Origin of the sequence: Streptomyces genisteinicus (assembly GCF_014489615.1) — a bacterium.
Lineage (GTDB): Bacteria > Actinomycetota > Actinomycetes > Streptomycetales > Streptomycetaceae > Streptomyces > Streptomyces genisteinicus.
Genome location: NZ_CP060826.1, coordinates 190197 through 207140, shown reverse-complemented (window position 1 = coordinate 207140; position 16944 = coordinate 190197). Strand labels below are relative to the sequence as shown.

At 73.9% G+C, this 16944-nt stretch carries 2 pseudogenes; both read left to right on the top strand.

Features of this window, described 5'->3' with window-relative positions:
• Window positions 1-479: 479 nt before the first annotated feature.
• Window positions 480-15536, top strand: a pseudogene (locus tag IAG43_RS35065) (type I polyketide synthase); the annotation flags it as partial.
• Window positions 15516-16940 (top strand): annotated as a pseudogene (locus IAG43_RS35310) (acyltransferase domain-containing protein); the annotation flags it as partial. The pseudogenes IAG43_RS35065 and IAG43_RS35310, both read left to right, overlap by 21 nt.
• Window positions 16941-16944 lie beyond the last annotated feature (4 nt).

Genomic DNA, 16944 nt, shown 5'->3' with positions numbered 1-16944 from the left:
GCACCCCTTCCGCCTGAACGGACACCCCCGTGAAGCCCCCGGCGGACCCCAGCCCCTAAGGGGTCCGCCGGGGGCTGTCCCGCGGGGCCCGGCGGACCGGCGCGCGGCGCCGGATACCCCGGGCCTCCCCGTGCCCACAGGGCGCAGGGGACATGCCGCAAGGCGGAGGAGCAACCTCATACCGGGCGCATCCGGGCGCTCCCGCCACGCGGCCGGACGCCGTGGCCGGCGCCGCGCGCCCGCCGGGGTCCGGGCGGCGGTCTTAGGGGTTGTCCACGACTCTGCGCCGTTCGTAGGCTCAGCGGGAGTTTCCGCACAGAATTTCTCTGCCGAAATCCGCAATTCGATTCCGGAGAAAGAGAAGACGAAATTCTGTTGTCGCGCGGTCCTGGCAATTCAGCGAAATTCCGCCGCGAAAGTGGCTGCGGCGGGTCCGGAGAAGGTGGCATCGAGTGGCCGACGACCAGAAGTATCTCGACTATCTCAGGCGGCTCACCGCGGACCTGCGGCAGACCCGGCGGCGCCTGCGGATCGCCGAGGCACGCGGCAGCGAACCCGTGGCGGTCGTCGGCATGGCATGCCGCTACCCCGGCGAGGTGCGGACCCCCGAAGACCTCTGGGACATGGTCTCCTCGGGCCGGGACGGCATCTCCGCCTTCCCCGTGAACCGCGGCTGGGACACCACCGCCCTCTACGACGACGCCCCCGACAGCGCCGGCACCACCTACGTGCGCGAGGGCGGATTCGTCCACGAGGCGGGCGACTTCGACGCCGCCCTGTTCAGCATCTCGCCGCGCGAGGCCCTGGCCATGGACCCGCAGCAGCGGCTGTTCCTGGAGACCTCCTGGGAGGCCCTGGAGCGGGCGGGCGTCGACCCGCTGTCCCTGCGCGGCAGCCGCACCGGCGTCTTCGTCGGCTCCTCCTCCTCCGCCTACGGCGCCAGGCTGCGCGCCCTGCCCGAGGGCGTCGAAGGGCACCTGCTGACCGGCAGCGCCCCCAGCGTCGTCTCCGGCCGTGTCTCCTACGCCCTGGGCCTCGAAGGCCCCGCCGTCACCGTGGACACCGCCTGCTCCTCGTCCCTGGTGGCGACCCACCTCGCCGTCCAGGCGCTGCGGTCCGGCGAGTGCGACGCCGCCCTCGCCGGCGGCGTCACCGTCATGACCAGCCCCGGCATCTTCACCGAGTTCAGCCGCCAGCGCGGCCTCGCCTCCGACGGACGCTGCAAGCCGTTCTCCGCGGACGCCGACGGCACCGGATGGGCCGAGGGCTCGGGTGTCGTCGTCCTCCGGCGCCTCTCCGACGCCAAGCGGCGCGGCGACCGCATCCTCGCCGTCATCCGGGGCTCCGCCGTCAACCAGGACGGCGCCTCCAACGGCCTGAGCGCCCCCAACGGCCCCTCCCAGGAACGGGTCATCCTCGCGGCTCTGGAGAACGCCCGACTCGAACCCGCCGACATCGACGCCGTCGAGGCGCACGGCACCGGCACGACACTCGGCGACCCGATCGAGGCGCAGGCGCTGCTCGCCACCTACGGGCAGGGCGCCCGCCGCGAACCGCTGCGGCTCGGCTCCGTCAAGTCGAACATCGGGCACGCGCAGGCGGCCTCCGGCGTCGCCGGACTCATCAAGATGGTGCTGGCCCTCGGCCACGAGGAACTGCCGCCCACCCTCCACGTCGGCGAACCCACCCCGCACGTCGACTGGTCCCAGGGCCAGGTGCAGCTGCTCACCGACCCGACGGCCTGGCCCAGCGACCCGGAGCGACCCCGCCGGGCGGGCGTCTCCTCCTTCAGCATCAGCGGCACCAACGTCCACATCATCCTGGAGGGCCCGGACGCGACCGCCGAACGGCCCGACGACGAGACGGGCGAGACCGGCGACGAGACGGACGCGACCGGCACGGCCGCGGCGGACACCCCCGCCGCCGACGGGCCGGACGCCGGCCGGCCGATTCTCCCCGTCGTCCCGTGGGTGCTGTCCGGGCACACGGCCGACGCCCTCGCGGCACAGGCGGGCCGCCTCACCGGCACGGCCGGCGCCGACCCGGCGGGAGTCGGCCGCTCCCTGCTCTCCCGCGCGGTGCTTGAGCACCGCGCGGTGGTGCTGGGGGAGGACCGCGCCGCGGCGCTGCGCGCGCTCGCACAGGGCACGGCACACCCCGACGTGGTGCGCGGCGTGGCCCGTTCCGGCGGTGCTCCGGTGCTGGTGTTCCCTGGTCAGGGGTCGCAGTGGCTGGGTATGGGGCGTGAACTGGCCGGGTTCTCGCCGGTGTTCCGGGAGTCGCTGGAGGAGTGTGCGGCGGCGTTGGAGCCGTTCGCGGACGGCTGGTCGCTGCTGGATGTTCTCAGCAGTGATGACGAGGTGTTGTGGGGCCGGGTGGATGTGGTCCAGCCGGTGTTGTGGGCGTTGATGGTGTCGCTGGCCCGGTTGTGGCGGTCGGCGGGTGTGGTGCCGTCTGCGGTGGTGGGGCATTCGCAGGGTGAGATCGCGGCTGCGGTGGTCGCCGGGGGCTTGTCGTTGTCGGACGGTGCCCGTGTGGTGGCGTTGCGGTCGCGTGCGTTGCGGGTGCTGGCGGGGCGGGGCGGGATGGTGTCGCTGGCGGCGGGTCCGGGGACGGCGCGTGAGCTGGTGGAGCCGTTCGGTGGCCGGGTGTCGGTTGCTGCGGTGAACGGTCCGGGTGCGACGGTGGTGTCGGGTGAGCCGGATGCGCTGGACGAGTTGATGGCGGTGTGTGAGGCGCGGGGGGTGCGGGCGCGTCGGGTGCCGGTGGATTATGCGTCGCATTCGGTGCAGGTGGAGGAGTTGCGGGAGCGGATTCTCGCGGATCTTGCCGTGGTGGCGCCGGTGTCGTCTGCTGTTCCGTTGTATTCGTCGGTGACGGGTGGGCGTATCGACACGGCGGTGATGGATGCCGGGTACTGGTACGAGAGTCTGCGGTCGCTGGTGCGGTTCGACGAGGCGACGGGTGCGTTGCTGGCGGACGGCCGGTCGGTGTTCCTGGAGTGCAGCCCGCATCCGGTGCTGACTCCGGGGATAGAGCAGTCGGTGGAGGAGTCGGGGCGTCCGGGTGTCACGCTGGCGACGTTGCAGCGGGACAAGGGCGATGCCATGCGCTGGCTGTCGGCGCTGGCGGAGGCGCATGTCGCCGGGGTACCGGTCGACTGGACCGCCGTCCTGCCCGAGGCCCGGCCCGTCGACCTCCCCACCTACGCCTTCCAGCACACCCACTACTGGATGACGGAACCCCCCGAGGCCGCCCGAGCCCTGGACGCGGCCACAGGCGGCGATCCGGACGAGACGGAGTTCTGGGACGCGGTCGACCGTCTCGACTACGACCAGGTCGCCGGCACCCTGCACCTCGAATCGGGCGACGGACTCGAGACCGTGCTCCCCGCCCTCTCCGTATGGCGCCGCAGCCGCGCCGAACGTTCCACCGTCGATGCCTGGCGCTACCGCGTCGCCTGGCAGCCCGCCGACCGCACCCCCGCCACCGCCCTCGACGGCCACTGGCTGCTGCTGCGCACCGACGGCACGGACGAGGACCACGCCGACCGCTGCACGCGAGCGCTGCGCGACGCGGGCGCCGAGGCGACCGTGCTGACGGTCCCCGACTCCGTGCTCGACCGATGGGGCATCAGTCAACTCCTGCGCGAGACAGCGGAGTCGGCCGCCTCGCCGTTCACCGGCGTCCTGTCCCTCCTGGCCGACGACAGCCGGCCCCACCCCGAGGACCCGGCGGTCTCCGTCGGCCTCGGCACGACCCTCACCGTCGTCCAGGCACTGGCCGACGCCGAGATCACCGCACCGCTCTGGTGCACCACCACCGGCGCCGTCGCCGCGCACCGCTCCGACCGGATCACCGAGCCCGCCACCGCCCGCGTCTGGGGCCTCGGCCGGGTCGCCGCGCTCGAACACCCCGAGCGCTGGGGCGGCCTCGTCGACCTGCCCGCCGACCCCGACCCCCGCACACTGGCCCGCCTCGCGGCCGTGCTCACCGGAGACGAGGACCAGGTCGCCGTGCGGGCCGAAGGCGTCTACGTACGCCGTCTGCTCCACGCACCCTCCACCCCCACCGCGGACACCGCCCCGCCCGCCACCGCCCCCGAAGCTGTCCTCATCACGGGCGGAACCGGAGCACTCGGCGCGGAGACCGCCCGGATGCTCGCACGCCGGGGCACCCGGCGACTGGTGCTGTCCAGCAGGCGGGGCGGGGAAGCCCCCGGGGCCGCCGAACTCGTCGCCGAACTGGCCGCACTCGGGGCGACGGCGACCGTCGCCGCCTGCGACACCGCCGACCGCGACGCGCTCGCCGCACTGCTCGCCGAGCACCCCGTCACCGGTGTCGTCCACGCCGCCGGCGTCGACCCGGTCCTGCTCATCGACGCCACGTCGGTGAGCGAGCTGGCCGAGGGACTGAGGGCCAAGGCCCTCGGCGCCGAACACCTCGACGCGCTCCTCCCCGACGCCGAACTCTTCGTGCTGTTCTCCTCCATCGCGGGAATCTGGGGCAGCGGCGGACAGGCCGCCTACGCCGCGGCCAACGCCCACCTCGACACCCTCGCCACCGCCCGCCGGGCCGCCGGCCGGGCCGGAACCGCCGTCTCCTGGGGCTCCTGGGCCGGGGCCGGCATGGCAGCCCGGGACGGCGCCGACGAATACCTCAGACGCCGCGGACTGCGCCCGATGGCGGCGGCCCTGTGCGTCGCCGCGCTGGAGCGCGCGATCGACTCCGACGACGCGTGCGTCACCGTCGCGGACGTGGACTGGGCACGGTTCACGCCCGCCTTCACCAGCGGCCGGCCCAGCCCCTTGCTGGCCGCACTGCCCGAGGCCGTCGACGCCCTCGCGGCAGGCGCGGACGGCGGGGAGGTCCGTGCGGGGACCTCCGCCGCCTCCGCCGTGCGGACCCTGCTGGCCGGAGTGCCCGAGTCCGAGTGGGCCCGAACCCTCGTCGACCTGGTCCGCCGGGAGACCGCGGCCGCCCTCGGCTACCCCGAACCCGTCGAAGCCGACCGCCCGTTCAAGGACCTGGGCGTGGACTCCCTCACCGCGCTCCAGGTCCGCAAGCGGGTGGCCGACGCCGCAGGTCTTCAGCTGTCCGCGACGCTCGTCTTCGACCATCCCACCCCCTCGGCCGTCGCACGCCACCTGCTGTCGCTGATCGGCGACGAGGAGCGCGCGGTCGCCGTCCCGTCGGCCGCCGCCTCCGACGAACCGCTCGCCATCGTCTCCATGGCCTGCCGCTACCCCGGCGGCGTGGACTCCCCCGAGACGCTGTGGGACCTGGTCGCGGAAGGCCGCGACGGGGTCGGGGCCTTCCCCACCGACCGCGGCTGGCGTGCGGCTCCCGGCGCGAGCGTCGGCTTCGCCCTCGAAGGCGGCTTCGTGCACGACGCCACGGAGTTCGACGCGGGGCTCTTCGGCATCTCGCCCCGTGAGGCGCTGGCGATGGACCCGCAGCAGCGACTGCTGCTGGAGACGGCGTGGGAGGCGCTGGAGCGGGCGGGCATGAACCCGCGCACCCTCCAGGGGACCTCCACCGGCGTCTTCGTCGGCGCCTCCCCCTCCGGATACGGAGTGGGCGCCACCGACTCCGGCTCCGAGGGCCACTTCCTGACCGGCATGTCCGGCAGTGTGCTGTCCGGCCGGGTCGCGTACTCGTTCGGGCTGGAGGGCCCGGCGGTCACCGTCGACACGGCGTGCTCGTCGTCGCTGGTGGCGCTCCACCTGGCCGCGCAGTCGCTGCGCTCCGGCGAGTGCTCCATGGCGGTCGTCGGCGGCGTCGCGGTGATGAGCACCCCCGGCGTCTTCGCCGAGTTCGACCGTCAGGACGGTCTCGCCTCCGACGGCCGGTGCAAGGCGTTCGCGGCCGCCGCGGACGGCACGGGCTGGGGCGAGGGCGTCGGCGTGCTCCTCGTGGAGCGGCTGTCGGACGCGCGGCGCAACGGGCACGAGGTCCTGGCCGTGATGCGCGCCTCGGCGGTGAACCAGGACGGCGCGTCGAACGGTCTGACGGCGCCGAACGGTCCCGCGCAGCAGCGTGTGGTGCGGGCGGCGCTGGCCGCGGCCGGGCTGGGGACCTCCGACGTGGACGCGGTGGAGGCGCACGGCACGGGGACCCGGCTGGGCGACCCGATCGAGGCGCAGGCGCTCCTTGCCACCTACGGGCAGGACCGTGAGGAGCCGCTGTACCTGGGGTCGGTGAAGTCGAACATCGGTCACACGCAGGCGGCTTCGGGTGTCGCGGGTGTGATCAAGATGGTGGAGGCGATCCGGCGGGGTGTGCTGCCGGCGACGCTGCACGTGGACGCGCCGACGCCGCATGTGGACTGGTCGGCGGGGTCGGTCGAGCTGCTGGCCGAGGCGCGGGAGTGGCCGGAGGCGGGGCGTCCGCGCCGAGCGGGTGTGTCGTCGTTCGGTGTGAGCGGGACGAACGCGCATGTGATCCTGGAGCAGGCCGACGGTTCGTTCGACGAGGTCGCAGAGGCCGTCGAGGTGGCTCCGGACGGGTGTGCCGTGGTGCCGTGGGTGCTGTCGGCGCGGTCGAAGGGTGCGCTGGCGGCCCAGGCGGGCCGGCTGGAGGCGTTCCTGGCGGAGCGTCCGGAGGTGGCCTCGTCCGCGGTGGCGCACACGCTGGCGACGGGTCGTGCGGCGTTGGAGCACCGGGCTGTCGTCCTCGGTGCGGACCGGGACGACCTGCTCGCCGGAGTGCGCGCGCTGGCTGGGGGAGAGCTCTCGCAACAGCTCGTCACCGGCACGGTGCGGACCGGGCGCACAGGGTTCCTGTTCTCGGGTCAGGGTGCGCAGCGGATCGGTATGGGCCGTGAGCTGTACGAGGCGTTCCCGGTGTTCGCGGAGGCGTTCGACGCGGTCTGCGCGCGGGTGGATGTCGAATGGCCTTTGCGGGACGTGGTGTTCGGCGAGGACGCGGAGCTGCTGGCGCGGACCGCGTACACCCAGCCCGCGCTCTTCGCGGTCGAGGTCGCGCTCTACCGTCTCGTCGAGTCGTGGGGTGTGACCCCTGACGTGCTGGTGGGGCATTCGATCGGTGAGCTGGCCGCCGCGCATGTGGCGGGTGTGCTGTCCCTCGACGACGCGTGCGCACTCGTCTCGGCGCGGGGCCGGCTGATGGAGGCGCTGCCGGAGGGCGGCGCGATGCTGGCCGTCGAGCTGGCCGAGGAGGGTCTGGAGCTGCCGGAGGGTGTGGACCTGGCGGCGGTGAACGGGCCGACGTCGGTGACGGTGTCCGGTGACGCTGCCGCGGTCGACGGGCTGGAGGAGCGGCTGCGGGCCGACGGCGTGCGCGTGAAGCGGCTGACCGTGTCGCACGCGTTCCACTCGCACCTGATGGAGCCCATGCTCGCCGAGTTCGCCGCCGTGGCGAAGTCCCTGACCTACCAGGCCCCGTCGATCCCGCTGGTCGCCACCGCGCCCGGCGACATGGCCACCCCGGACTACTGGGTGTCCCAGATCCGGGAGCCCGTCCGCTTCGCCGACGCGATCGCCTCCCTCGACGACGTCCGCGTCCTCCTCGAACTCGGTCCCGACGGGGTGCTCTCCGCCCTCGTCCCGCACATCGCCGAGGACGTCACCGCCGTCCCCGCCCTGCGTGCGGCAGCCGGGGAGACGAGCGCCTTCCAGCGCGCCCTCGCCGTCCTGCACGCCCAGGGCACCGCGGTGGACTGGCAGCGGGTCGTGCCGGGTCCCGGTGTGCCGCTGCCCACGTATGCCTTCCAGCGCGAACGCTACTGGCTCGACCCGGCCGAGCCCGCCGCCGAGGGTGTCGCGGCTCCGGGCGCGGAGGACGAGGCGTTCTGGTCGGTGGTGGAGGCCGGTGACAGTGGGGCGCTGGCGGATGTGCTGCGGGTGGGCGCGGGTGAGGCGGAGGCGGTGCTGCCGGCTCTGGCGGGTTGGCGGCGTGCGCGGGTGGAGCGTTCGCGGGCTGACGGTATGCGGTACCGGGTGGCGTGGCGTGTGGTGGAGGAGGGTTCCTCCCCTTCGGGGTCTGTGTTGTCGGGTCGTTGGCTTGTGGTGGGGACGGAGGGTGTGGACCGGGCGCGTGTGGAGGCGTGTGCGGGTGCGTTGGCGGGTGGTGGTGCGGAGCCGTTCACGGTGGTTCTGGACGATGGTGAGCTCGATCGGTGGGAGTTGGCTGCTCGTTTGACGGAGGAGGACGCGCTGGGGGGTGGTGTCGCGGGGGTGGTGTCTCTTGTGGCGCTGGACGGGCGTGTGGGTGTGGCGGGTGTGCCGGATGGTCTGCCGGTGTCGGTGGCGTGGTCGTTGGCGTTGGTGCAGGCGTTGGGTGACGCTGAGATCGATGTGCCGTTGTGGTGTGTGACGTCGGGTGCGGTGTCGACGGGTCGTGCCGATGGTGTGGTGGATGCGGTGCAGGCTCAGGTGTGGGGGCTGGGCCGGGTTGCGGCGTTGGAGTTTCCGCAGCGCTGGGGTGGTCTGGTGGATGTGCCGGCGGTGCTGGACGGGCGTGCGGGTGGGCGTCTGGTGCGGGTGTTGGCGGGTTCGGAGGATCAGGTTGCGGTGCGGGCGTCGGGTGTGTTCGCGCGTCGTCTGGTGCGGGTGGAGTCGGGTGTCGGTGGTGGGGGTGGGTTTGCGTCGTCGGGTGCGGTGCTGGTGACGGGTGGGACCGGTGCGTTGGGTTCTGCTGTGGCGCGTCGTCTGGCGGTGCGTGGTGTGTCGGAGCTGGTGCTGACGAGTCGGCGGGGGATGGAGGCTGCGGGGGCTGGTGAGTTGGTGGCCGAGCTCGCGGGGCTGGGTGCGGTGGCGACGGTGGTCGCGTGTGATGTGTCGGATCGTGGTGCGTTGGAGGGGTTGCTGGCGGAGTATCCGGTGACGGGTGTGTTCCATGCGGCGGGTGTGGTGGACACGGTTCCGTTGGTGGGTGTGGGTCCGGAGCAGTTCGCCGAGGTGTTGCGGGCGAAGACGTTGGGTGCCCGGTATCTGGACGAGTTGGTGCCGGATGCGGAGATGTTCGTTCTGTTCTCGTCGATCGCGGGTGTGTGGGGCAGTGGTGGTCAGTCGGCGTATGCGGCGGCCAACGCGTATCTGGACGGTCTCGCGGAGTCGCGTCGGGCGCGCGGGCTCGCGGCCACCTCGGTCGCCTGGGGCCCCTGGGCCGACGCCGGCATGCTCGTCGAGGAGAACGCCGAGGACTACCTGCGCCGCCGCGGCCTGACGCCGCTCCCGCCCGAGCTCGGGGTGACCGTCCTGGAGGACGCCGTCGTCCGCGACCTGGGCTGCATCGTCGCCGCCGACGCCGACTGGACCCGGTTCGCACCGGCCTTCGGGTCGGGCCGCGCCACGACGCTCTTCGACACCATCCCCGAAGCCGTGGCTCCGTCCGCCGCCGTCTCCGGGCCGGACACGGACTCCGACGCCGCGCCCCTGGTGGCCGCACTCGCGGGCAAGGGGCCCGCCGAGCGCCGGGCCGTCCTGCTGGACGCCGTCAGAACCGGTGCCGCCGCGGTCCTGGGCCACGCCAGTGCGGACAGCGTCCCCGTCGAACTCTCCTTCTCCTCCCTCGGATTCGACTCGCTCACCGCCGTCGACCTCCGCGACCGGCTGATGGCCGAGACCGGCCTCTCCCTCTCCGCGACCCTGGTCTTCGACCACCCCACCGCCCAGGCGCTCGCCGGCCACCTCGCCGACCTGCTGCCCTCCTCCGCACCCGGCGACGCCTCCGCGCCGACCGCCCTCCGCGCCGCGGCCGACCCGGACGAGCCGATCGCGATCGTCTCCATGGCCTGCCGCTTCCCCGGCGGCGTCCGGTCGCCCGAGGACCTGTGGGACCTCGTCGCCTCCGGAGCCGACGGCATCTCCGCCTTCCCCACCGACCGCGACTGGGACGTCGCCGCCCTCCAGGAGACCGGGGCCTTCGCCACCGAGGGCGGCTTCGTGCACGACGCCACGGAGTTCGACGCCGACCTGTTCGGCATCTCGCCCCGTGAGGCGATCGCCATGGACCCGCAGCAGCGACTGCTGCTGGAGACGGCGTGGGAGACGCTGGAGCGGGCGGGCATGAACCCGCGCACGTTCCAGGGCACGACGACCGGCGTCTTCGTCGGCGCCTCGACGTCCGGCTACGGAACCGGCGGGCGCACCGAGGGCGCCGACGGCCACCTGATGACCGGCATGGCGGGCAGTGTGCTGTCGGGCCGGGTCGCGTACTCGTTCGGGCTGGAGGGCCCGGCGGTCACCGTCGACACGGCGTGCTCGTCGTCGCTGGTGGCGCTCCACCTGGCCGCGCAGTCGCTGCGCACGGGTGAGTGCGAGATGGCCCTCGCGGGCGGTGTCACCGTGATCGTCGGTCCCGACATCTTCGCCGAGTTCGACCGTCAGGACGGACTCGCCTCCGACGGCCGGTGCAAGGCGTTCGCGGCCGGCGCGGACGGCACGGGCTGGGGCGAGGGCGTCGGTCTGCTGCTGCTGGAGCGGCTGTCGGACGCGCGGCGCAACGGGCACGAGGTGCTCGGCGTGATGCGTGGCTCGGCGGTGAACCAGGACGGTGCGTCGAACGGTCTGACGGCGCCGAACGGTCCCGCGCAGCAGCGTGTGGTGCGGGCGGCGCTGGCCGCGGCCGGGCTGGGGACCTCCGACGTGGACGCGGTGGAGGCGCATGGCACGGGGACCCGGCTGGGCGACCCGATCGAGGCGCAGGCGCTGCTTGCGACGTACGGGCAGGACCGTGAGGAGCCGCTGTACCTGGGGTCGGTGAAGTCGAACATCGGTCACACGCAGGCGGCTTCGGGCGTCGCGGGCGTCATCAAGATGGTGGAGGCGATCCGGCGGGGTGTGCTGCCGGCGACGCTCCACGTGGACGCGCCGACACCGCATGTGGACTGGTCGGCGGGGTCGGTCGAGCTGCTGGCCGAGGCGCGGGAGTGGCCGGAGGCGGGGCGTCCGCGCCGTGCGGGTGTGTCGTCGTTCGGTGTGAGCGGGACGAACGCGCATGTGATCCTGGAGCAGGCCGACGGTTCGTTCGACGAGGTCGCAGAGGCCGTCGAGGTGGCTCCGGACGCGGGTGCCGTGGTGCCGTGGGTGCTGTCGGCGCGGTCGAAGGGTGCGCTGGCGGCCCAGGCGGGCCGGCTGGAGGCGTTCCTGGCGGAGCGTCCGGAGGTGGCCTCGTCCGCGGTGGCGCACACGCTGGCGACGGGTCGTGCGGCGCTGGAGCACCGGGCTGTCGTGCTCGGTGCGGACCGGGAGGACCTGCTCGCCGGAGTGCGCGCGCTGGCCGAGGACAGGTCCGTGCCGTCGGTGGTCCGCGACGAGGCCGTGCATGGCGGGCTGGCCCTGCTCTTCACCGGCCAGGGTGCGCAGCGCGCCGGGATGGGCCGTGAGCTGTACGAGGCGTTCCCGGTGTTCGCGGACGCGTTCGACGCGGTCTGCGCCCGGGTGGACCTCGAACGTCCCCTGCGGGACGTGGTGTTCGAGGACGGGGAGGCGCTGGACCGCACCGTCTACGCCCAGGCGGGGCTGTTCGCGGTCGAGGTCGCGCTCTACCGTCTCATCGAGTCGTGGGGTGTGACCCCTGACGTCCTCGTCGGCCACTCGATCGGTGAGCTGGCCGCCGCGCATGTCGCGGGTGTGCTCTCGCTGGACGACGCCTGTGCACTCGTCTCGGCGCGGGGCCGGCTGATGGACGCGCTGCCGGAGGGCGGCGCGATGCTGGCCGTCGAGCTGGCCGAGGAGGGCCTGGAGCTGCCCGAGGGCGTGGACCTCGCGGCGGTCAACGGGCCGACATCGCTCACCGTCTCCGGTGACGCGGACGCGATCGACGGGCTGGAGGAGCGGCTGCGGGCCGACGGTGTCCGGGTGAAGCGGCTGACCGTGTCGCACGCGTTCCACTCGCACCTGATGGAGCCGATGCTGGCGGACTTCGCGTCCGTGGCGGAGTCGCTGACGTACCACGCCCCGAGTATTCCCGTCGTTCCCACCGCGCCCGGCGACATGGCCACCCCGGACTACTGGGTGTCCCAGATCCGGGAGCCCGTGCGCTTCGCCGACGCGATCGCCTCTCTCGGCGGTGCGCGCACGGCACTGGAGCTCGGCCCCGCGGGCGTGCTCTCCGTCTTCGCCGCGGAGCAGGCCGACACCCTCGCCGCCGTACCCGCACTGCGCCCGGACCGTCCCGAGGCCGTCACCCTCCTGGCCGCCCTCGCCCGCCTGCACACCCGTGGCGTCCCCGTCGCCTGGGAGCAGGTTGTGCCGGGGCGGGGTGTGCCGCTGCCGACGTATGCCTTCCAGCGCGAGCGGTACTGGCTGGGAGCGGCGGCGCCCGCCGCCCCTGCGACGACCGTGAGCGCGGAGGACGAGGCGTTCTGGTCGGTGGTGGAGGCCGGTGACAGTGGGGCGCTGGCGGATGTGCTGCGGGTGGGCGCGGGTGAGGCGGAGGCGGTGCTGCCGGCTCTGGCGGGTTGGCGGCGTGCGCGGGTGGAGCGTTCGCGGGCTGACGGTATGCGGTACCGGGTGGCGTGGCGTGTGGTGGAGGAGGGTTCCTCCCCTGCGGCGTCTGTGTTGTCGGGTCGTTGGCTTGTGGTGGGGACGGAGGGTGTGGACCGGGCGCGTGTGGAGGCGTGTGCGGGTGCGTTGGCGGGTGGTGGTGCGGAGCCGTTCACGGTGGTTCTGGACGATGGTGAGCTTGATCGGTGGGAGTTGGCTGCTCGTTTGACGGAGGAGGACGCGCTGGGGGGTGGTGTCGCGGGGGTGGTGTCTCTTGTGGCGCTGGACGGGCGTGTGGGTGTGGCGGGTGTGCCGGATGGTCTGCCGGTGTCGGTGGCGTGGTCGTTGGCGTTGGTGCAGGCGTTGGGTGACGCTGAGATCGATGTGCCGTTGTGGTGTGTGACGTCGGGTGCGGTGTCGACGGGGCGTGCCGATGGTGTGGTGGATGCGGTGCAGGCTCAGGTGTGGGGGCTGGGCCGGGTTGCGGCGTTGGAGTTTCCGCAGCGCTGGGGTGGTCTGGTGGATGTGCCGGCGGTGCTGGACGGGCGTGCGGGTGGGCGTCTGGTGCGGGTGTTGGCGGGTTCGGAGGATCAGGTTGCGGTGCGGGCGTCGGGTGTGTTCGCGCGTCGTCTGGTGCGGGTGGAGTCGGGTGTCGGTGGTGGGGGTGGGTTCGCGTCGTCGGGTGCGGTGCTGGTGACGGGTGGGACCGGTGCGTTGGGTTCTGCTGTGGCGCGTCGTCTGGCGGTGCGTGGTGTGTCGGAGCTGGTGCTGACGAGTCGGCGGGGGTTGGAGGCTGCGGGGGCCGGTGAGTTGGTGGCCGAGCTCGCGGGGCTGGGTGCGGTGGCGACGGTGGTCGCGTGTGATGTGTCGGATCGTGGTGCGTTGGAGGGGTTGCTGGCGGAGTATCCGGTGACGGGTGTGTTCCATGCGGCGGGTGTGGTGGACACGGTTCCGTTGGTGGGTGTGGGTCCGGAGCAGTTCGCCGAGGTGTTGCGGGCGAAGACGTTGGGTGCCCGGTATCTGGACGAGTTGGTGCCGGATGCGGAGATGTTCGTTCTGTTCTCGTCGATCGCGGGTGTGTGGGGCAGTGGTGGTCAGTCGGCGTATGCGGCGGCCAACGCGTATCTGGACGGTCTCGCGGAGTCGCGTCGGGCGCGGGGGCTCGCGGCCACCTCGGTCGCCTGGGGTCCCTGGGCCGACGCCGGCATGCTCGTCGACGGCGAGGCGGAGGAGCACCTGCGCCGCCGCGGCCTCCTGCCGCTCGACCCCGCGCTCTCGGTGACCGCGCTGGAACAGGCGGTCTCCGACGACGTGGGCTGCCTCACCTTCGCCGACGTCGACTGGACCCGGTTCGCCACCAGCTTCACCGCCGTGCGGCCCGCGCCGCTCTTCGGCGAACTCCCCGAAGCCGCCCGGCCCGACACCGGGACGACGGCCTCCGCCCAGGGCTCCCCGTTCCGCCGCCGTATCGCGGAACTCGGCGCACAGCAGCGGGAGCGGGTCCTGCTGGCCCTCGTACGCGACGAGGCGGCCGCCACCCTGGGGCACCGCGGCAGCGACGGCGTCGCACCGCTGCGGGCCTTCTCCGACCTCGGGTTCGACTCGCTGACGGCGGTGGAACTGCGGACCCGGCTGAGCGATGCCACCGGCCTGGAACTGCCCGCGACCCTGGTCTTCGACCACCCCACCGCACAGGACCTCACCACCCACCTCGCCGGTCTGCTCGCCGCGGACCTGCCGGCCCCGGCAGGCAGCGAGGAGAGCGCCCCCGACGCCGGGGCCGTCCCCGCCGTCCCCGACGCCGGCTCCCACGACGAGCCGCTGGCCGTCATCGGCATGAGCTGCCGCTTCCCCGGCGGCGTCCGGTCGCCCGAGGACCTGTGGGACCTCGTCGCCGGCGGCGTGGACGCGGTCGGCGACTGCCCCGCCGAGCGCGGCTGGCCCGAGCGTCCGGCCGGCCCGGACGGCGCGTCCCGCCCCCTCCAGGGCGGATTCCTCGCCGACATCGCCTCCTTCGACGCCGGCCTGTTCAACATCTCGCCGCGCGAGGCCGTGATGATGGACCCGCAGCAGCGGCTCCTGCTGGAGACCGCCTGGGAGGTCTTCGAGCGCGCCGGCATCGACCCGCTCTCCCTGCGCGGCTCGCGCACCGGGGTCTTCGCGGGCGCCAACAACCACGACTACACCTCTCTGCCCGGCGAGACCCCGGAGGACGGCGAGGGCTATCTGGCCACCGGCGGCTCCGCCAGCGTGCTCTCCGGGCGGATCTCCTACACCTTCGGCCTGGAGGGCCCGGCCGTCACCGTCGACACCGCCTGCTCGTCCGGACTGGTCGCCCTGCACCTCGCGGGGCAGGCGCTGCGCCGCGGCGAATGCTCCCTGGCCCTGGCCGGCGGTGTGGTCACCATGTCCACACCCGGCGTCTTCGCCGAGTTCGGCAAGCAGGACGCGATGGCCGCCGACGGCCGCTGCAAGGCGTTCTCCGACGAGGCGGACGGAACGGGCTGGGGCGAGGGCGCCGGCATCCTGCTCATCGAGCGCCTCTCCGACGCCCGGCGCAACGGCCGCCGCATCCTCGCGGTCGTCCGCGGCTCCGCCGTCAACCAGGACGGCGCGTCCAACGGACTGACCGCCCCCAACGGCCCCTCCCAGCAGCGCGTCATCCGCGCCGCCCTCGCCGACGCCGGACTCACCCCGTCCGACGTGGACATGGTCGAGGCGCACGGTACGGGCACGAAGCTCGGCGACCCGATCGAGGCGCAGGCGCTGCTGGCCACCTACGGGCAGGACCGGGCGGACGACGTGCCGCTCTGGCTCGGCTCGGTCAAATCCAACATCGGTCACACGCAGGCCGCTTCGGGTATCGCGGGCGTCATCAAGGGCGCCATGGCGATGCGCGCCGGCCGGCTGCCCCGCACGCTCTTCGCCGACCGGCCCACCACCCAGGTCGACTGGACGGCCGGCAACGTCCGGCTGCTCGCCGAGGAGCGGGCCTGGCCCGAGAAGCCGGGGCCGCGCCGGGTGGGCGTCTCGTCGTTCGGCATGAGCGGCACCAACGCCCACGTGATCCTGGAGCAGGCCCCCGCCGACGAGGCGTCCGCCCGCGCCGGAGCCGTACCCGCCCCCGCCGGCGAAGCCCAGGCCCGCACCGGAGCCGCCCCCGCCCCCGCCGGCGAAGCCCAGGCCCGCACCGGAGCCGCCCCCGCCGGCGAGGCCCAGGCCCACGCCGTACCCGCGCCCGCAGGCGCGGCGGGCACGGGCGACGGAACCGCCGCGCCGGGCGCCTCCGCCCGGCCGGTGCCGTGGCTGCTCTCCGCCGACACCCCCGACGGCCTGCGCGACCAGGCCCGCCGGCTCGCCGGATCCGCCCCGGTCGCCCAGGCGTCGGGCGACCCGCTCGACGTGGCCTGGACGCTGGCCACGGCCCGCGCCACCCTCACCGAGCGCGCCGTCGTCCTCGGCACGGACGGGCTCGCCGCCCTCGCCGCCGACCGCGAGTCGCCGGAGCTGCGCCGCGGCACGGCCCGTCAGACCGGCGCGCCCGTCTTCGTCTTCCCGGGCCAGGGCGCCCAGTGGAGCGGCATGGCCGCCCGGCTGATCGACACGGAACCGGTGTTCCGGGCACGCCTCGAGGAGTGCGAGCGCGCCCTCGCCCCGTACCTCGACTTCTCTCCCATCGCGGTGATCCGCGGCGAGGACCCGGTGCACGGCGAAGCGGACCGTGCCGACGTCGTCCAGCCGCTGCTGTGGGCGGTCATGGTCTCGCTGGCCGAACTGTGGCGTGCGTCGGGCGTCGAGCCCGCCGCCGTGATCGGCGCCTCCCAGGGCGAACTGGCCGCCGCCGTCGTCGCCGGGGCCATGGACCTCGGGGACGCGGCGCGCGTCGTCGCCGCCCGCAGCCGGGCCATCGCCGACCGGCTGTCCGGCCGCAGCGGCCTGGTGTCCCTGCCGCTGACCGAAGCCGGGGCCGCGGAACTGCTCTCCGAGCTCACCGGACCGCTGTGGATCGCGGCGCTCAACGGCCCGCGTGCCACCGTGGTCGGCGGCGAGGAAGCCGCACTCGCCGAACTGACCGCCGAGTGCGACCGGCGCGGGGTGCGCGCACGCCGCGTCGGCATCGACTACGCCTCGCACACCGTGCTCGTGGAGCCGCTGCGCCCGGTCTTCGAGGCACTGCCCGAGACCCCCGCCGCCGCCGGCGGCGTCCCGTTCTACTCGACGGTCACCGGCGCCGAGCTGGACACCGCGGAGCTGGACCCCGGCTACTGGTACCGCAACCTCCGCGACACCGTACGGCTCGACCAGGCCGTCCGCGCCGCCGTGGCCGACGGGCACACCGCCTTCCTGGAGATCAGCCCGCACCCGGTGCTCACCCCGGGCATCACCGACACCCTCGACGACACCGGCGCCCCGGGCGCGGTGCTCACCACGCTGCGCCGGGGCGAGGACGACGTCCGCCGCTGGGCACTCGCGCTCGCCGAGGCGCACAGCG